13 protein-coding genes and 5 pseudogenes are annotated in these 17,574 nt (G+C 58.1%); 10 read left to right on the forward strand and 8 right to left on the reverse strand.

Going from position 1 to position 17,574, the window contains the following annotated elements:
• Positions 1-354 precede the first annotated feature (354 nt).
• The 5 genes and pseudogenes from ACVMIM_RS11755 to ACVMIM_RS11775 all read left to right on the forward strand — a co-directional run.
• Positions 355-2,712 carry a penicillin acylase family protein gene (locus tag ACVMIM_RS11755; RefSeq protein WP_476112078.1) on the forward strand — a complete coding sequence of 786 codons (2,358 nt, stop codon included), beginning with the start codon at positions 355-357 and terminating at the stop codon, positions 2,710-2,712.
• 64 nt (positions 2,713-2,776) lie between these two features.
• Positions 2,777-3,046 (forward strand): N,N-dimethylformamidase beta subunit family domain-containing protein, encoded by a 270-nt coding sequence (locus ACVMIM_RS11760; RefSeq protein ID WP_476117185.1) that lies wholly within the window; start codon positions 2,777-2,779, stop codon positions 3,044-3,046.
• Complete coding sequence (locus tag ACVMIM_RS11765) at positions 3,010-3,264, forward strand: hypothetical protein (protein WP_476117465.1); 255 nt, start codon at positions 3,010-3,012, stop codon at positions 3,262-3,264. The genes ACVMIM_RS11760 and ACVMIM_RS11765 overlap by 37 nt, the downstream gene beginning before the upstream one ends.
• Positions 3,265-3,267: 3 nt before the next feature.
• On the forward strand, positions 3,268-4,491 hold the full coding sequence (locus ACVMIM_RS11770) for an FAD-dependent oxidoreductase (protein WP_476112080.1): 1,224 nt from the start codon (positions 3,268-3,270) through the stop codon (positions 4,489-4,491).
• Positions 4,492-4,657: 166 nt separating this feature from the next.
• Positions 4,658-4,818 (forward strand): annotated as a pseudogene (locus ACVMIM_RS11775) (IS91 family transposase); the annotation flags it as partial.
• Here the strand turns inward: ACVMIM_RS11775 and ACVMIM_RS11780 are convergent.
• The gene (locus ACVMIM_RS11780; RefSeq protein WP_476117467.1) at positions 4,760-5,041 is read right to left on the reverse strand and encodes a hypothetical protein; all 282 of its coding nucleotides are present in this window, start codon (positions 5,039-5,041) and stop codon (positions 4,760-4,762) included. The pseudogene ACVMIM_RS11775 and the gene ACVMIM_RS11780 overlap by 59 nt on opposite strands.
• Before the next feature lie 147 nt (positions 5,042-5,188).
• Here ACVMIM_RS11780 and ACVMIM_RS11785 point away from each other — a divergent pair.
• Positions 5,189-5,747, forward strand: a pseudogene (locus ACVMIM_RS11785) (ISNCY family transposase); the annotation flags it as partial.
• A 295-nt stretch (positions 5,748-6,042) separates the two neighbouring features.
• Here the strand turns inward: ACVMIM_RS11785 and ACVMIM_RS11790 are convergent.
• Both ACVMIM_RS11790 and ACVMIM_RS11795 read right to left on the reverse strand, forming a co-directional pair.
• A pseudogene (locus ACVMIM_RS11790) lies at positions 6,043-6,132 on the reverse strand (hypothetical protein); the annotation flags it as partial.
• On the reverse strand, positions 6,129-6,365 hold the full coding sequence (locus ACVMIM_RS11795; protein WP_476112081.1) for an IS66 family insertion sequence element accessory protein TnpB: 237 nt from the start codon (positions 6,363-6,365) through the stop codon (positions 6,129-6,131). The pseudogene ACVMIM_RS11790 and the gene ACVMIM_RS11795, both read right to left, overlap by 4 nt.
• A gap of 1,229 nt (positions 6,366-7,594) precedes the next feature.
• Here ACVMIM_RS11795 and ACVMIM_RS11800 point away from each other — a divergent pair.
• Positions 7,595-9,376 (forward strand): CocE/NonD family hydrolase, encoded by a 1,782-nt coding sequence (locus ACVMIM_RS11800; protein ID WP_476112083.1) that lies wholly within the window; start codon positions 7,595-7,597, stop codon positions 9,374-9,376.
• Here the strand turns inward: ACVMIM_RS11800 and ACVMIM_RS11805 are convergent.
• Positions 9,373-10,117: pseudogene (locus ACVMIM_RS11805) on the reverse strand (IS630 family transposase); the annotation flags it as partial. The gene ACVMIM_RS11800 and the pseudogene ACVMIM_RS11805 overlap by 4 nt on opposite strands.
• A 295-nt stretch (positions 10,118-10,412) precedes the next feature.
• Here ACVMIM_RS11805 and ACVMIM_RS11810 point away from each other — a divergent pair.
• A complete protein-coding gene (locus tag ACVMIM_RS11810) occupies positions 10,413-12,167 on the forward strand; it encodes a CocE/NonD family hydrolase (RefSeq protein ID WP_476112085.1) in 1,755 nt (584 codons plus the stop codon).
• 352 nt (positions 12,168-12,519) lie between these two features.
• Here the strand turns inward: ACVMIM_RS11810 and ACVMIM_RS11815 are convergent, their stop codons facing one another.
• On the reverse strand, positions 12,520-13,596 hold the full coding sequence (locus tag ACVMIM_RS11815) for an IS110 family RNA-guided transposase (protein WP_476112087.1): 1,077 nt from the start codon (positions 13,594-13,596) through the stop codon (positions 12,520-12,522).
• A gap of 261 nt (positions 13,597-13,857) precedes the next feature.
• On the opposite strand from ACVMIM_RS11815, the pseudogene ACVMIM_RS11820 reads away from it, so the two are divergent.
• A pseudogene (locus ACVMIM_RS11820) lies at positions 13,858-13,982 on the forward strand (transposase); the annotation flags it as partial.
• A 229-nt stretch (positions 13,983-14,211) separates the two neighbouring features.
• Here ACVMIM_RS11820 and ACVMIM_RS11825 read toward each other — a convergent pair.
• The gene (locus ACVMIM_RS11825; protein WP_476112088.1) at positions 14,212-15,093 is read right to left on the reverse strand and encodes an aminotransferase class I/II-fold pyridoxal phosphate-dependent enzyme; all 882 of its coding nucleotides are present in this window, start codon (positions 15,091-15,093) and stop codon (positions 14,212-14,214) included.
• Positions 15,094-15,354: 261 nt separating this feature from the next.
• Between ACVMIM_RS11825 and ACVMIM_RS11830 the strand changes: the two genes are divergently transcribed.
• Positions 15,355-15,501, forward strand: a complete 147-nt coding sequence (locus tag ACVMIM_RS11830; protein ID WP_476112090.1) for a helix-turn-helix domain-containing protein — start codon at positions 15,355-15,357, stop codon at positions 15,499-15,501.
• Between the two features lie 146 nt (positions 15,502-15,647).
• Here ACVMIM_RS11830 and ACVMIM_RS11835 read toward each other — a convergent pair whose 3' ends face one another.
• Together ACVMIM_RS11835 and tnpC are read right to left on the reverse strand one after the other, a co-directional pair.
• The gene (locus ACVMIM_RS11835; RefSeq protein ID WP_476112091.1) at positions 15,648-15,944 is read right to left on the reverse strand and encodes a hypothetical protein; all 297 of its coding nucleotides are present in this window, start codon (positions 15,942-15,944) and stop codon (positions 15,648-15,650) included.
• The gene (gene tnpC, locus ACVMIM_RS11840; protein ID WP_476112092.1) at positions 15,944-17,566 is read right to left on the reverse strand and encodes an IS66 family transposase; all 1,623 of its coding nucleotides are present in this window, start codon (positions 17,564-17,566) and stop codon (positions 15,944-15,946) included. Before tnpC ends, ACVMIM_RS11835 begins: the two co-directional genes overlap by 1 nt.
• Between the last annotated feature and the right edge of the window lie 8 nt (positions 17,567-17,574).

Here is a 17,574-nt window from a genome sequence, read left to right on the forward strand (position 1 = left end):
AATATTTTCGGTCTACCAGTCGTCGGCTCTATGATCTATTTTGAGATGAGTATACGACGAGCGCCGTCACCGATTGGCCTCATCTAGTGAGTTGACAGTGAATTCCGTGAAGCAATCCGACGCCCGACAGCCCATTGACGTCCAGCCGCCCGTCCCAAACTGAAGGGGAAAAATGGACCGCCACATCCAGCCTGGAACTAGCGCTTGTGCCGCAGGCAGCCGACCTTACTGTTCTTGGCTCTCTGGTCCTTTACGGGGGGTTTAGGTAGCAGACCTACCGTAATAGAGTGCGCAAGGACTGCGCTATACTCATGTAGCCTGCAAAAATATCTCAATGCCGTGAAAAGTCTGCCCGTGAACTCTCAGAATGATGAAACCACGGCTTTAGAGCCGGCACACTTGGCCTCGGCGAAGCTTATCTGCCATATCACCGCGGCGGGAGCCGATTCGCCAATCTGGATCATCGACGATGAGTTGGGCATCCCTCACATTCGAGCGGAATCGAAGCGCGACGCATTCTTCGGGCAAGGCTATGTCGTTGCCCGTGACCGTTTATTTCAGATCGACATTTCGTATCGGCGTGACCTGGGTCGAATGGCCGAGGCATTCGGTCCGCGCTTCGTCTCGGCCGATCGCGCGGCGCGCCTCTTTCTATTTCACGGCGATATCGACGCTGAACTGATGGCGCTGCCGCCTGAAGTGCTGGAGTGCGCATGCGGCTATGTCGCCGGCGTGAATGCCCGGATCGCGGAACTGGAGGCAAATCCTTCCCAAATGCCGCTTGAATACAGCATATTAGACATCAAGCCGCTGCGATGGGACGTGCGTGATTTGGCGCGAATCCGCAATGCGGAGATAGGCGACGCGACCGATGAGGTTCGTCGGGCGAGGCTCCAGGCCTGCGGACTTCTTCACCTCGATAAGCTCATGGACCCGCTGCGTCCCGCGTGGTCTTTTACAGTGCCCGAAGGTTTGGATTGTGCTTCCGTCACGGAGGCGGACATTGGCGTATTGGCGGAGTTGGCGAAGCCGCTGCCGTTCGACTGTGGGGACTTGGCGTCCGACAATCCGGGGCTGGAGCGCGTTGACCCCGCAGGTCGGGGAAGCAATGCCTGGACCGTGGCGGGCTGGCGCACTTCGACCGGCCGGCCGATCCTCGCGAACGATCCCCATCTTGGGATTGGAAGTGCCAGCCCGCGCCACATCGCCCACCTGACAGCACCGGGGCTCGACGTCATCGGCGCGGGGGAGCCTGGCCTTCCTGGCATTATGCAGGGCCATACCGATCGCTTCGCCTTCGGCCGCACCAACTTCCATATCGACCAGACGGACCTTTTCATTCTTCAAACGAGGGAAAACGATCCTAACCACTATTGGCACAAGGGAGAATGGAAGCCCTTCGAGACCTTCGAAGAGGAGATTGTGGTTAAGGGAGCGATGCCCGAGCGTACGGTGCTCCGCTATTCACAAGGACGTCCCGTCATTTCACAAGATGCCTTGCGCCGCCGGGCCGTGGCTTTCGCGTCGGTCTCGATGCTGCCGGGAGCGAACGTGCGGTTTTCTATGATCGCTATCAACCTTGCGCACGACTGGACGTCGTTGTGCGAAGCGTTCAAACTCCACGTCTGGCCAACCAACTTTCACTATGCCGACGTCGAGGGTAACATCGGCTGGCATGCAATTGGCTTCACACCGAGGCGCCCGAACCACGATGGGCTGCTGCCCGCGCCCGGCGACGGCAGGTTTGACTGGATTGGACTGCTAGATGTCGGTGAGATGCCGAACAGCTACAATCCCGAGGAGGGCTGGCTGGCATCTGCCAATCAGATGAACCTGCCCCCGGATTATCCCTACAAGGAACGGCCCATCAGCTTCTCCTGGGCCGACTCCTTCCGCTGGGATCGCATAGCTGAAGTGCTGCGCAGCCAACCGAGACATTCCCTGCAAGACAGTATCGCCCTCCAGCACGACGTTCACTCTCTGCCGGCCCGCGCGCTAGTCAGTCTGCTTCCGGTCGCTCCCTCGCTGGACGCCGCCCCCGCTGCTTCGCTGCTTCGCCTGTGGGATTGTGAGATTCAAGCGGACAGCGCGGCCGCTTTTCTCTATGAGATGGTCCTTCCCGAACTGTTGTCCGGTTTCCGAGAGTTGGCGGTTCCCCCAGTTGCAAGGGACCTGATCAGTTCGATCAACCTTTCAGAGATGCTACGGCTGCTCTCGGCGCCGGACACGATGCTAGGGAGCGATCCTATTGCTGCACGCGATGCTATCATCGATAGAGCGCTGATCGCGGGATGGGCCAAGGCGATCAAACTGATGGGGGCCGACCCTGCGCAATGGCGTTGGGGCGATCTCCATCGGGTCTCCATCTCCCACCCACTTGCAGCTATACCTGCGATCTCGGAAGCTTTTCCTAAGATCGACGGTGGGCGTTCAGGCGGTGATTACACGACTGTGATGATGCGTGGGACAGAAGCCGGTCGCGGCTTCAACGTCAGCGTTGGCGCGAGCTATCTTTTCGTCACGGATGTGGGCGGGTGGGACAATAGCCGAGTCCTGCTCCTGCCCGGCCAGTCGGCAGATCCGCGCTCGCCTCACTATCGCGATTTCTACTCTGTCTGGCTTTCCGGAACGATGCAGCCGCTGCGGTTCAGCAGGGCAGCGGTCGACGAGAGCACGGTTGCGCGGACGCTCCTTTCTCCTTTGAGCGGCTGACACTTCATGGGAATGCGGCCAGTGCTGGCAAGATATTAGACTGGTAAACATGCCCACCCGGGCTATGAAAGGTTTTAATTGGACCGGGCGATTTCATGACTGGCGATCCACGCCAACTGAATATGGCGCCATCCATTTTCATGACGATAACCTCTACGACGCAGGCTGGTCGACCGACCTTACCTTCATCGTGCCGGATCGGCTTGACAGCGCAGTTTATGCCGCACGCCTTGGTGCGTGGCATGCAAGCCCAGCCCACGTGATTTTCTTCGTGCGGCCACCGAAGGGAAAAGCGTCATGGACGTCCGGAAAGAATCGAAGTTCGCGACTATGAGCTCGCCGGCAATGGCGCGGCTGGACAAGAGACTCGATCGCTACGATCCGGCGTTGGGGTCGCCGAGACACGGAGTGGTGCTTGCTGCCTCCGAACTGTTGCAGCGCGTCTTTCCCCACAACTGGGTGCATGCGCGCGTGGCGCTAGGCGTTGCCTCATTGCCGCGTAGAGCGCCAGTCGAGATCGAGCTTTCCGCTCATCTCAAGGACGGAGCCTGATACATGGCGCGCGTCGCAATCGTCGGTGCTGGTGTCGTGGGTGTGGCTTCGGCATATCTGCTCTGCAGGGAGGGTCACGAGGTTACGATCGTCGACCGCAATGCGGCTGCCGCCCAAGGCGCGAGCCGCGCGAACGGCGCCCAGCTAAGTTATGCCTACGGAGATGCACTCGGCTCACCGGCTCTCATTCGCCATTTGCCGGATATGCTGCTGGGACGGGACCCTGCCTATCGGATCAGATTGCACGCAGACCCTGAATTCCTAATCTGGGGTTTGCGCTTCCTCGTAAACAGCACCGAGGCACGCTTCCTTGCCAATACGAGCCATCTGCTTCGGATGGCGGCGGACACGAGCGAGTTATTGCGTGAGTTGCTCCGTGAGTTCGGGCTGTCTTTCGACTATAAGCAGTCCGGCAAAATGATCCTTTATTCTACAACTGAGGCCTGTGAGGCGACGGCCAGCGTCCGCCAATTGAAACGCTCGCTTGGCATTCGGCAAGAGGTGTTGAATCGAGAGCAGGCGACAGCCATAGAGCCGGCCCTTGATCTATATCCCGACGTTATCAAACGGGTGATCTACAGCGAGAACGATGCGGCTGGCCGGCCGGATGCTTTTTGCGCGGCACTGGTTGAACGGCTCGTTGAGCGGTTTGGGCTCAAAACCGTTTTTGGGCAGGAAGTAAAAGCGATCCTCAGTCACCGTCGTAAGGTCACAGGACTATCTTTCCGGTCGCGTGAGCCGTTGGACTGCGATATGGCCGTGGTGACGTCTGGTCATTCGATTAACTTCCTGCCGTTATGTGACCGACCATTTGGCGCCATCTGGCCTGTGCAGGGCTATTCGGTCACGGCAAGGGCCACGCCCGCGGCTATGCGAGTGTCGATCACTGATATAAAGCGGAAGATTGTGTTCGCGAGATTAGGCGATTCCGTTCGCGCCGCCGGCCTCGCGGATATAGGAGCGCGGAAGATTTGCTTCGACGGTGCTCGCTTCGAAGCCTTTGTTTCAACGGCTATGGAAGCGTTTGGTCCGGTCTTTTGCCATTCCGAAGAAGGCGATCTTCATGCATGGTCCAATTCACGGCCGTGCACGCCATCCTCGCGGCCCATCATTCGCCCAGGGAGCCTCGACGGACTTTTCCTCAATCTTGGTCATGGCACGCTTGGCTGGACGCTTTGCCTCGGCTCAGCAAAGCGGCTTGTCGAGATTATGGGCCACCAGAGCTAGGAAGATTAGAGTGGTTTGGGCGTTTGTACATGGGTCCTGACCAGGGGGATTTTATACCTTGATGACGATGGCTATGCTGCCTTTGCGTAGCGGCAGACGGGATTCGGGCGCGCAGTCAAGCATACAGTTGAGACGGCGCAAAAGATGGCGACCTCCGTCTGCTAAGCAGCCATCACCAGCAGAGGGGCAGCCGCAGGCCGGCAAGTCACAGCCCGGGCAGTCCCACGAATGCCCCGACTGCCAACGTCCCCCATGCGCAGGACAGGGATCACCGTCGCGCCTGTTTCATCGCCGCGGCCATCATCTTTCCGGTGCGATACAACATGATGTCCAGCAAGCCGAACACTGGCAATATCCCCGCAAAACCAAACGCCTTTCCGGCGCACGATACCGCTTGGCCCCGGCCATATCGAAAGACCGTCAGCGCACCTTCATAGCGCAAAAAATCGGCGCCAATCGCCCGGCAATCTGCTCGCAACGGTCGCCAGATCAAGCTCAAATTCGGTAGTGCGACGCCGCGCGCGACGAATGCGCTATCCGCGTCAGACAACGTGCTGTACTAATCCCATAACAGCGTCAAACAACCCGCGCCTTACTTCAATCCGGCCTATGTGAGGTCGCTCGAGCTCGCCGCGACGACAGTTGCGACCTCACATAACCCTCCAGATTCCGACGGTTTACCGGACGGCATTCCGATCAAAAGCCGGACGCGATTGTCCGGTTTCGTTTCGGAATCACCGTCCGGTTTCATTGGAATACGCATCTGGTTGACGACGCTCGCACGTCAGATGCAGTCCGCTCCCGTCTGCAGGAAATCTACGCCGGACTGGATCCTGTCCTGCTGTTGCGCGATATCCGCGCCATGCAGGAGCGGCTCGCTGCGCTTGCCGATACTTCGCCCGCCGTGCGCCCTGACGGGGCAGCCCAGCCGATCAACCTTTTCCTGGCGACTTTGCGGACTGCCTGGAAGGACGGTGCTATCCGGCCGACGGATCGCCCGATTGTGAAAGCCAAAAGAGGGCGGCGGCGTCCTGACCCTCTCGTCAAGGCGACTTACGAAATTGGTTCGAAGCCGAACCATGGCGAACCGGCAGCGAACTTCTGTCGCGACTGCAGACCAAGTATCCCGGCGATTACCCGGACAAGGTGCTTCGAACGTCCGGCTAAAGGTCTGGCGCAGCGAACAGGCGGATGCGTTGCTGTTTGGCCCCTTGAACAAGGAGCCGCCGATCCTGGAGATCGCAAGGCCACACTGAGGCGCCGCCGCGCTCGCGAAGGAGGCCGGGCGCTGCGAAACCCCGGCCACCGCGCCCGGCCTCCTTCTCCCCAAGCCGGGAGCAAAATGGATGAGGCAACGCTCGAATCTCGGGGAGCATCGTTACGTGAGGCAATACGCGCTCTCACGTTGATTGCCGCGCCGCATTCCGTCCAAAAAGGGAATGCCAAGGATATGCAATCATAGCGCTTCGAAGACTGTATGCAGAATGTCGCGTGTTGGGCTCGCTTCGAGCGGAACACGTGAAGCGCTCCTGAGAACGGGTCGAGACCGCCATCCCTCACCAGAGCCATCAACGATGCGGCTCCCTTGCGGAAGTCGACCGGCTGGCACGACACGTAAACGACAACTCCTGAGGCGATCATGCCTTGTGCACCGCGCGCATGATCTTGACCAGACGATCGGGATCAACATCGTCGCCGACGCGCACCAACACGTCGCCGACGACGATTTCCACCAGCTCACTGCCTACCGCTTCAAAGCGCGTGAACGTGACTGGCTTGACGTGTTCCCCAGTCAGCGCGAAACCGCTCCAGACGCCAGCCAGCGCCTTGCGGCGCCACGCATAGACCTGTGAGAGCGGGCAATCCCGAAACATTGCTCTCCGGCGCCAACGCCTCCGCAACAAGCCCCGCCTTGTTCTCGTCCGACCAACGACGGGGCTTGCGACGCGACCGCACCGGCTCCGCCGTCAAAACCTCAAATGTCCGATGATGATCACACTTTCGCTCATGGGATTCTCCGCATGACTCATGCAGAAAATGAGCGTTCAAAATCCCGCACGCCACGTGGGGTGGCCTACGCGCTTACGGTGGAGGCGCTCAACGCCCGAGATTATCCTGTGCTGCAGGGCACAGGGCTTCGATCGTATTTGCAAAACCGACTGAGTCTACCCAGAAATGGCTGCTGATACAAGCTAGTCACCTACCTCTGAATCTGAAGTCCCGTTCATTGTCTTCTGGCAGAAACGCTTGATGCGAGGATCTGGTCGGCGGATTGACCCACTTGTATGGGGAGGGGTTTTCGTTGTTGGTTTCGACGAAAGCGTCGATGTCGGCGTTCAGTCTGCGCTAGACCGGTGTACGCCGCGCTGCAACTGCTTCGCGTCAGCTAGGCGAACGACCGCACGACCTGATTGATCCGGGATGCCGACGTTGCGTGAAGTGAACATCCCAGTGTGAGCGGCGCGCGAGCTAGGCTTTGGTCCTCGGCGTATTGTGGTGGATACCTGTGGGTCGAGCCATTTACCTGAAGGTCGGCCTCGGTGGGCGTATCGCGTGTGTCCCTGTCATCAACGGACCCACGCTTCTACTCGGCGGAATCTGCTATAAACAGCATCTATAAGGGACGGTATTTTTTATCTCTTTGGTGGCCTGTCATTCCAGTGTAGCTGTCGTCGCAGTGTTTTGGTTTAAGCTGGGGGCTCGACGGGAAGGACTACCGCGCTTGGCGCTTCGAAAAGCCCGTCTCGGCGTACCGAACCGAAACAATCGATGCATTGTATGACTCACTGTGAGTCGCAACGGCGAAGCCGTTCGGTTCGCTCGACATCGCGGCGATTTGGACCGCGCCGAGCCGGTCCACAAGTTCATTGTCGATTTGGTAGGTGATCCGATGTGCCCATTAGCCCTCTCGCCAGATGCGAAGATCAACAGTCCATACAGCAGGAAATTCCTAGTGGAGGCTGCACGACGGAGACGGCCCAGCGCAGCAGCGAGAGATTCTGGCGCAGGAAACCTACGGACGAAGCTTCATTAAGGCATTCGACAGCGTGCTCCGGGTTGATTGTCGATAAACGCTCCCCAAAATCACTCAATCGAGGATGGCATGGATTACCGAGAGTCAGATGTGATCTGTAATGTGGGATATATTCCAATGAGAGACGGTATGCGTATGGCATACGTCTCGTACCATCCCAAGGTCGGGCAACATCCAACCGTCTTGCTCTATAATTGCTATACAGCGAGCGCAATGCCGTTTGAACAGGCCAAGCAATTGTTGGATGCTGGTTATGCCGCGGTCGGCGCAAACTGGCCGGCGACAGGGTGTTCAGAGGGTGTCGTGGACGATTGGTTGCCGGACCGCCTGGTAGGAGTTTGTGGTGCCGAAATCGTCGAATGGATCGCTGGGCAGCCTTGGAGCGATGGGAACGTTGGGATGGTCGGCAATTCGTATTCGGGCGCGAGCCAGGTCTGGGTTGCTGCAGAGCGGCCGCCTCACCTAAGAGCCATTATACCCACTGGCCTCGCAGATAATTATGAAACCTGCTTTTATCTCGGCGGCATGCAGCAGGCAGGTCCAGCAGCCTTTGATCGACACCTTAAGAACACCCACTCGATCGGCATGGACTGGCGAATCAGCCAGGGCGACACCGAATGCGCGAAGATTCGTGGAAGTGCTCGGCAAATTTGCAAAAACGGATATTCCAGGGCGCACCGACAACACCAATTAAAAGATGCCTGGTGGCACAGCAAAGATTTAGCCCGCATTGAAGTTGCGGGCCGGATCAACGTTCCGACCATGATCATAGGAGCATACAATGACGAGAACGGCGGCGTCGCCCTGGAGTGTGCGCGCATTTTCAGTCGGTTGACGCCTGACTTGAAGAACAAACGACTAGTTTTGACAAATGGCGACCATGCGTCGACCTGCTTTTTCAGAGGTTATCCTTTCATTCGAGCTGAGCATCTCAGGTTCCTGGACCGCTGGGTCAAAGGCATCGAAAATGGAATCGACAAGGAACCCCCGGTAAAGGTTTTCTGGGAAGCAGTTTCCCCTGATGGTGATGTGAAGAAAGCAATCCCGGGATGGTCAACATCCCACGCTAGCTGGCCAGACCCAATGATCCAACGTCAGTCTTTTTTTCTGGGAGCCGATGGCACTCTATCGACCGAACAGCCGTCTTCAAGCCCGAATAAAGGCGTTCGTTCTTATCTTTATCCGACGGGATTCGAAGTGCCGCTCAACGCGGGCGGAGGATCTGGAATGGCCCCCGATCCGGAAGCCGTTGATAGACAATTTTCGATTCTGCCTTTCGAGCAGGGAGTATTGAACTATCGGACAGCCCCGGCAGCCGAGGATACAACATTATTGGGCAATCCAGAAGTAGTTCTATTTGTCAGCATAGACGCCGGAGACGATACCGATATAGTAGTAACTCTCAAAGATGTTGGCGCGGACGGTACTGTGCTCTTTCTTCAATCGGGGCAACATCGAGCGTCGTTCCAGGAAATTGATAAAGAGCAGACCAATTCGGAAGAGGTGCTGCACACGTTTACTAAGCGTGAAAGTCTTAGACCAAACGAGATATACGAAGTAAGGATGTCTATGCTCAATCCGTTCGCTCACGTCTTGCGAAAGGGACATAGTCTTGAGTTAACAATAAGTGCGCCTAACCCCATCCCGCACGACCTGATTGGCAGCATTCCAGCTGGCTGTATTTCTGTGAATCGTGTTCACCATACCGAAGCGCACTCGTCAAAAATCATCCTGCCGATCTTACCGGGCGCGGCCGCACACACTTCCACGAAGGCGAACGGTAAACTCCTCAACCAACCAGTTCGTAAACAACACAAATTCGTTCCTGGAGGCATCGAAAACCCTAGCTAGTGGATCGAACCTAACACTTGGTACCCTCCTTTTGACGGCGGCGATGACTTTGGTGGGGTCCTTGGTCCAGGTAAAGGGTTGGGGTCTGCATTGGTGTCGTCAAGGAAGCGGTGGATGGCATGTTTAAGCTCCTGGAGGGATCGGAACACGCCGTGCTTGAGGCGCTTCTTGGTTAGCTTGCCAAAGAACCCCTCGACGGCGTTGAGCCAGGATGCGGAGGTCGGAGTGAAGTGGAAGACGAAGCGTGGGTGCTGGTCGAGCCACGCCAGGACGTTTGGATGTATGTAGGTGGCATAGTTGTCGACAATGACTTGAACGGCTCTGTTCTTGGGCACCCTGGCGTCCATGACATTGAGGAACCGGATGAACTCCAGATGGCGGTGGCGCTTCATGCATTGGCCGAGGACCTTGCTCTCAAGGACATCGGGGCGGCGAGCAGCGTGGTGGTGCCGTGACGCTTGTAGCCGTGGGTCATGGTGCCGGCGCGTCCAGTCTTCATCGGCGGGCCCGGCTGGGTGCGGTCAAGGGGCTGGATCTGGCTCTTCTCATCGACCGACAAGACAATGGTTGGTCGGGCGGATTGACATAGAGGCCTGCGATGTCGCGCAGCTTGGCCGCGAACTGCGGATCGATGGACAGCTTGAACTGCCGCACCCGATGCGGCTGAAGGCCATGGGCACGCCAGATCCGCTGCACCGAGCAGACGCTGTTCCCGGCCGCCTTCGCCATCGCCAAGCTGGTCCGAAAGTTCATTGTCGTATTGGTAGGTGATCCGATGTGCCCATTAGCCCTCTCGCCAGATGCGAAGATCAACAGTCCATACAGCAGGAAATTCCTAGTGGAGGCTGCACGACGGAGACGGCCCAGCGCAGCAGCGAGAGATTCTGGCGCAGGAAACCTACGGACGAAGCTTCATTAAGGCATTCGACAGCGTGCTCCGGGTTGATTGTCGATAAACGCTCCCCAAAATCACTCAATCGAGGATGGCATGGATTACCGAGAGTCAGATGTGATCTGTAATGTGGGATATATTCCAATGAGAGACGGTATGCGTATGGCATACGTCTCGTACCATCCCAAGGTCGGGCAACATCCAACCGTCTTGCTCTATAATTGCTATACAGCGAGCGCAATGCCGTTTGAACAGGCCAAGCAATTGTTGGATGCTGGTTATGCCGCGGTCGGCGCAAACTGGCCGGCGACAGGGTGTTCAGAGGGTGTCGTGGACGATTGGTTGCCGGACCGCCTGGTAGGAGTTTGTGGTGCCGAAATCGTCGAATGGATCGCTGGGCAGCCTTGGAGCGATGGGAACGTTGGGATGGTCGGCAATTCGTATTCGGGCGCGAGCCAGGTCTGGGTTGCTGCAGAGCGGCCGCCTCACCTAAGAGCCATTATACCCACTGGCCTCGCAGATAATTATGAAACCTGCTTTTATCTCGGCGGCATGCAGAAGGTAGGTGAAGTAGCCTTTGATCGACACCTCAAGAACACCCACTCGATCGGCATGGACTGGCGAATCAGCCAGGGCGACACCGAATGTGTGAAGATTCGTGGAAGCGCTCGGCAAATTTGCAAAAACGGATATTCCGGGGCGCACCGACAACACCAATTAAAAGATGCCTGGTGGCACAGCAAAGATTTAGCCCGCATTGAAGTTGCGGGCCGGATCAACGTTCCGACCATGATCATAGGAGCATACAATGACGAGGAGGGCGGCGTCGCCCTGGAGTGTGCGCGCATTTTCAGTCGGTTGACGCCTGACTTGAAGAACAAACGACTAGTTTTGACAAATGGCGACCATGCGTCGACCTGCTTTTTCAGAGGTTATCCTTTCATTCGAGCTGAGCATCTCAGGTTCCTGGACCGCTGGGTCAAAGGCATCGAAAATGGAATCGACAAGGAACCCCCGGTAAAGGTTTTCTGGGAAGCAGTTTCCCCTGATGGTGATGTGAAGAAAGCAATCCCGGGATGGTCAACATCCCACGCTAGCTGGCCAGACCCAATGATCCAACGTCAGTCTTTTTTTCTGGGAGCCGATGGCACTCTATCGACCGAACAGCCGTCTTCAAGCCCGAATAAAGGCGTTCGTTCTTATCTTTATCCGACGGGATTCGAAGTGCCGCTCAACGCGGGCGGAGGATCTGGAATGGCCCCCGATCCGGAAGCCGTTGATAGACAATTTTCGATTCTGCCTTTCGAGCAGGGAGTATTGAACTATCGGACAGCCCCGGCAGCCGAGGATACAACATTATTGGGCAATCCAGAAGTAGTTCTATTTGTCAGCATAGACGCCGGAGACGATACCGATATAGTAGTAACTCTCAAAGATGTTGGCGCGGACGGTACTGTGCTCTTTCTTCAATCGGGGCAACATCGAGCGTCGTTCCAGGAAATTGATAAAGAGCAGACCAATTCGGAAGAGGTGCTGCACACGTTTACTAAGCGTGAAAGTCTTAGACCAAACGAGATATACGAAGTAAGGATGTCTATGCTCAATCCGTTCGCTCACGTCTTGCGAAAGGGACATAGTCTTGAGTTAACAATAAGTGCGCCTAACCCCATCCCGCACGGCCTGATTGGCAGCATTCCAGCTGGCTGTATTTCTGTGAATAGTGTTCACCATACCGAAGCGCACTCGTCAAAAATCATCCTGCCGATCTTACCGGGCGCGGCCGCACACACTTCCACGAAGGCGAACGGTAAACTCCTCAACCAACCAGTTCGTAAACAACACAAATTCGTTCCTGGAGGCATCGAAACTCTTATGACCGTGGTCAAGGGTGATGGATGAGGCTTGTCCGCCCTGTGGCCTTTGCCACAGGTTTTGTTGCCGTTGATGGGGCAGCACGGGGACGGGATGGGCCTTTAAGACGACGGTTGATCATACTCTTATCCGCGGGTTGGCTACCGCACTTCCGTAATTCGTCTTGGGCTATCCCTGTCTAGCGGTCGGGCGTTAGGGGCTGATATCCCCAGCCACGCAGCGGTTCGCGGGAATTCCCCACCGTGGCCACATCCCGTCGCCGTGCTGCCCGTGATTTTCGCCGGAGACCGGCGCGGGCGGAGCCCCTCAATCCGGCGGCGCCCGCGCCGGGCGCGCGCTTGCCGGGATCCTGATCTTCAATGCAGGAGCGCACCGCATCTCAACGCACCGGTTCGACCTGGTGGCCAATGGCCCACAGGAAGGCTGCCATCTCGCGCGCGATCGCCGCAACGATGATCGGGGCCTTCTTGCCGGCCGCCGTCAGGCTCCGGTAGCGGGCGCAAAGCCGGGTCTGCGCCTTCCAGGCGATCTCGCGCACCGCCTTCGGCAGGCCCTCGAGCCGGACGCGAATGGTCTCGCTCACCCTGGCGGGATGACGGTAGGCCCAGGCGCCCTCCACGAGGACGCGGCGGGCACGTTGGTTGCCGGCCAGCGTCAGGCCGCCGCGCTTGACCGTCTCGCCGGTCGAGCGCTCCGATGGCACCAGGCCGAGAAAGGCCATCAGCTGGCGCGGACTGTCGAAGCGGCGGACATCGCCAACTTCGCTGACAAAGGTGACGGCAACAATGAAGGATACACCGCGCAGCGCCTGATAGGCCGCCACCACCGGCGCCATCGACCAGCTCGGCGCCAGTTCTGCCAGCTGCGCATCCAGCCGCTCCAGCCGAGCCTGCGCATCGGTGATGACGTCGACCTGGTCTTGGAAGACGATCTGCTGGGCCGGATGGTCGAACTTCTGCGCCGCCAGCCAGCGGGCATGGGCCCGGCTCCAATTTTTTTGGCCAGTAAACACGCGGCCGTGGCGCAGCAGGAACGAGAGCACCTGCTGGCGCTTCTTGCGCAGGTCTTCGCTCGCTGCAGCCCGCACCCGCACCAAATCGCGCACCGCTTCATGCACGGTGTCGGGAACCCAGATGCCCTTCAGTTCGCCCGCCCGCAACAGCCGCGCCAGGCTGACCGCATCGCGCCGGTTGGTCTTGACGCGCTCGCCCGGCCGCTTGGGGATCAGCGAGGGTGCGACGACGTCGCAGCGGTGACCGAGTTCGACGAGTTGGCGATAGAGCCCGTAACCGGTCGGGCCGGCTTCATAGCAAAAGTGCAAACAAGCATGCTTCTTCTCCAGCTTGCGCACGAACCGCTCCACTGCCGCCGGCGTCGCCTCGATGTCGCCGAAATAGCGGACCTCTCCCTCCCGGCTGCCCTCGGCAATCGCAATCGCGTGCTTGGCCTTCGACACATCGACACCGACGTAAAAACGTTATCCTGCTTCATGGCCCGTCCTTCCTTTGCTTGAGGCTCGGCTCGGCACTGCCCGCGCAACCCTCGTTTGCTTACAGCTGCAAAGACTAAGGGCGGGCCGCCGCTCACACCACGGTCATACCGTCTAGTTCGTATCAGCGTGCCATTTTTGGTTAGGGTCCGTCCTTAGAAGGAAACGGACCATGAAGCGATTCCGGTCAGCGAGGAACAGACCATCGGATCGTCCGGGAGGAGATGTGAATGGAAGGCGAAAGATGGCGGGCTGGAGGTCTCGGAGGCTCGGCGCTTGAAGGCGCTGTGACGAGAACGCCAAGCTGAAGAAGCTGCTGACCGAGCGCAGCCTGGACAAGGCCGTGCTTCAGGATGTTCAGGCAAAAAGGTTTCCCCGGCCCGCGCTCATGAAGGACGTCGTGAGATACCCAAAACTTGTTTGGAAAGAGTATTATCATGCATCTGTTCGTTGCGGCGTTGGGCGCCGAGACAAATACCTTCTCACCGGTGCCCACTGGTTTGCGCGAGTTTGAGGACGTTTTCCTGAAAAGGCGACTCCAACGCAGGAACCCTCGAGAATCCGTTCGAAAACGAGCCACCGCTAGATATCGAAGACCTTCAGCGACGTGGCGGCAATCACAGGCGCCAGCGTGTTCGAGAAGAGATAGGGGCGCGAACGCTGCCGTAGCCACTCGACCACCTCAGCCTTCGCTGACGTATAACCGCCCGATGACGGCCAAGCGTGCCCGTGATGATATCGACGCCGCCTTCGACACCGCAAAAGCTCGGCCGAGCCGCGACCATGCTTGCCGACGAAACCGACCGCGTGGCTGTCGTAGATCATGACCATGGCGCCATACTTGTCAGCGAGATCGCACACGCCCCCGGAATTGGCGATGATGCCGTCCATCGAGAACACGCCGTCGGTGGCGATCAGCTTGAAGCGGCTGCCCTCCGCCTTCTTCAGCTCCTCTTCCAAGGCCGCCATATCATTATTGGCATATCGGAGCCGCTTCGCCTTGGAGAGGCGCACACCGTCGATGATTGAGGCGTGGTTCAGCGCGTCGGAGATGATCGCATCTTCCTCTCCGAGCAGTGTCTCGAACAGCCCGCCATTGGCGTCGAAGCAGGAGGAATAAAAGATCGTGTCCTCCATGCCGAGGAACGACGCGATGCGTGGCTCGAGTTGTTTGTGCTCCTCCTGGGTGCCGCAAATGAAGCGCACGGACGCCATACCATAACCGTACCGGTCGAGCGCCTGCTTCGCCGCATCGGCAAGCTCCTCATTGTCGGCGAGGCCGAGATAGTTGTTCGCGCAGAAATTCAGCACGCGCTCTCCGGACGCAACCCCGATCTCGCCCGCCTGCTTGGAGGTTATGACACGCTCTGATTTGTAAAGGCCAACTTCCTTGAGAGCAGCAAGTTCCTTTCTAAGAAGCGGCAGAAATACTTGAGACATCATATTCCTTTCGTAAGGGACCATCCCGAGTGCGCGAGATGCAGAACCGACCAGCGATCTTGTAACTTTAAAGGAAACCCAGCAAGGGCCAGTACTGGCGACATTATCTTCTTGAGAAAGCGGGGCGAATTACGATTACTGTTTGTCAGCATTAGCGTACCTAATATCATAGGAAGCTGACGCATTTGTTGCCGCCAATACCCCTGTGGCTGGTGCTTCGCTGGAGGATACGAATTGTTGAGGAAATTGGATCCCAGTCTCGCTGCTGATCTCTAGGTTTTTAGGGTGGCCGCTGAAACAGCAAATTTCAGTCGTGCCGGCGAGGCGTTGGCGATCATACAGAGCGCCGTCACCCAGCGCATTCAGCGACTAGAAGCGCGCCTAAACGTGAAGCTGTTTGAACGAGAACGAGGCGGCATACGGTGTCGATGACGGTCGACAACCGCTGATAAACAACGACAAGAGCTGAGGCGTTGGAGAGAGCAAAGGCGGTCGCCCGCGCGCTCTTGACTAGCGCTGTAGCGGGCGACCGCCGTTGCGACGCGGTGTTGATCATCTGAGGTGTAACCGCCCGGTTGTTACCGCGGAGATTTCGCTTTGATGCGAGCGGTGAGTTCCTGGTCATCGACGAAGGCTTCGAGGAAGTCATTCCATTCGTCAGCGGTGCGGCGCGCATGGGCAAGCATTTGCTCCAGCTCTTCCATTCCGTCGCGGGTAAGCGAAGTTGTTGCCTCGTCCGGCCCGGTGTAGACGCTGATGATGTTGCCGTAGCTCAGGTTGTCATCGTTGTTGACGATCGCCTGAAGGAGTTCGGCATCTTCGTCGAGCAATTTGGCGACGTAGTCGATGCTGAACACGTGGGTCACCGTTGCCATCAGGCGGCCTCGGCGGAGATGGCGGTGACAGGTGACCAATTCCAGGGAAGCAGCTCGTCGAGGCGATTGATCTTGTGATCGTGGATGCGGTCGAGCACGTCTGCGAGATATGCCTGCGGATCGATGCCGTTCATCTTGGCCGTCTCGATGATTGTCATGACGCGAGCCAGGGTCTCGGCGCCGGTGTCGGCGCCGGCAAATAGCCAGTTCTTTCTTCCGATCCCAATCGGGCGCAGGGCTCGCTCGGCGGCATTGTTGTCCATGGCGACGCGGCCGTCCTCGAGGAACAGGCACAATGATGGCCAGCGGCTCAGGCCATAACGGAAGGCTTTTGCCAAATCGCTCTTGCCCGGAATGCGGGTCAGTTGCGTTTCGATCCAGACACGGAATGCCCCGATCTTTGGTTTGCTATGCTTCTGACGTGCGGCAAGGCGGGCATCGGCAGGCTGACCCGCAATGCCGTGCTCGATGTCATAAAGCGCACCGATACGGTCGAGAGCCTCGCGTGCGATCTCGGATTTGTTCGAGGTCCAGATATCATGGAAGTCGCGTCGCCAATGCGCCCAGCATGCCGCTTCTCGGAAACGGGATGTTCCATCGGCTCCAGGCTCATAAAGCTTGCCGTAGCCTTTGTAGCCGTCAGCTTGGAGGACGCCGCTTGTCTGCCTGAGGTGGCGCAGGACGTGGTCTTCCTTCCAGTCCGGAGCAAAGTAGTAGACCGCGCCAGGCGGAGCGGCGCCCGCCCATGGGCGTTGATCGCGGACATATGTCCAGATCCTGCCTTTCTTTACGCCTTTCCCCAGCCCTTTGTCCTGCATGGAGCGATCCAGCACCCGGATCGGGGTATCGTCGGCATGGAGAAGGTCACTGGCCATGATCACGGTTCCGATCCGCTCGATCAGGGGCTGAAGCACCTGCATGGCGCGACCGCACCAATCGACCAGCGTACTGTCGGGGATGTCGGCACCCATGCGGGCGAAGATTTCGTGCAGGCGATACAATGGCAGGTGATCGTCGAACTTCGAGACCAGGATGTAAGCCAGAAGGCCGGCGCCAGCCATGCTGCCTGGTATCGGACGGCTGGGCGCGGGCAACTGCACCATCTTTTCGCAGCAGCGGCAGGATTTCTTCAACCGAGCGATCTCGATGACCTTCATCTGCGCGGCGATCATGTCGAGGATTTCGCTCGTGTCTTCGCCCACAAGACGTAGTTCACCGCCACAGGCGGGGCAGCAGGCGCCGGGATCGAGCTCCCTGCGCTCGCGAACTGCCTTGTGCGATACGCGCGGACGACGGCGCGTGATGCTTTCGGGCGCGTTCGTCATAGGCGCGACAGACGCTGCCTCGTCGGCCTCATTGATTGGCCCGGCATTGCTCTCCGCCGCGGCGATCAAAAGATCCTCCAGCGCCAGTTCCAGCTGCTGGATTTCCCGCTCGATCTTTTCCGAAGACTTGCCGAAGACCTGTTTCTTCAGCTTGGCAATGCGCAGCCGCAAGGCCTGGATCAACTGGTCATGCGCCTGCAACGTCGCCGACATCTTCGCATTTTCCGCCTGTAAGGCGGCGATCATCGCCTTCAGAAAGGCGGGATCGTCTGGAAGATTTTCGGCGACATTCGACATGCACCTGA

This window comes from Mesorhizobium sp. USDA 4413 (genome assembly GCF_056280365.1).

Bases quoted from the DNA above. Each gene is read 5' to 3' on its own strand.
- ACVMIM_RS11760 (WP_476117185.1), top strand. From the start codon at position 2,777: ATGAAAGGTTTTAATTGGACCGGGCGATTTCATGACTGGCGATCCACG.
- ACVMIM_RS11765 (WP_476117465.1), top strand. From the start codon at position 3,010: ATGGACGTCCGGAAAGAATCGAAGTTCGCGACTATGAGCTCGCCGGCA.
- ACVMIM_RS11770 (WP_476112080.1), top strand. From the start codon at position 3,268: ATGGCGCGCGTCGCAATCGTCGGTGCTGGTGTCGTGGGTGTGGCTTCG.
- ACVMIM_RS11795 (WP_476112081.1), bottom strand. From the start codon at position 6,365: ATGTTTCGGGATTGCCCGCTCTCACAGGTCTATGCGTGGCGCCGCAAG.
- ACVMIM_RS11800 (WP_476112083.1), top strand. From the start codon at position 7,595: ATGGATTACCGAGAGTCAGATGTGATCTGTAATGTGGGATATATTCCA.
- ACVMIM_RS11810 (WP_476112085.1), top strand. From the start codon at position 10,413: ATGAGAGACGGTATGCGTATGGCATACGTCTCGTACCATCCCAAGGTC.
- ACVMIM_RS11825 (WP_476112088.1), bottom strand. From the start codon at position 15,093: ATGGTCCCTTACGAAAGGAATATGATGTCTCAAGTATTTCTGCCGCTT.
- ACVMIM_RS11835 (WP_476112091.1), bottom strand. From the start codon at position 15,944: ATGGCAACGGTGACCCACGTGTTCAGCATCGACTACGTCGCCAAATTG.
- tnpC (WP_476112092.1), bottom strand. From the start codon at position 17,566: ATGTCGAATGTCGCCGAAAATCTTCCAGACGATCCCGCCTTTCTGAAG.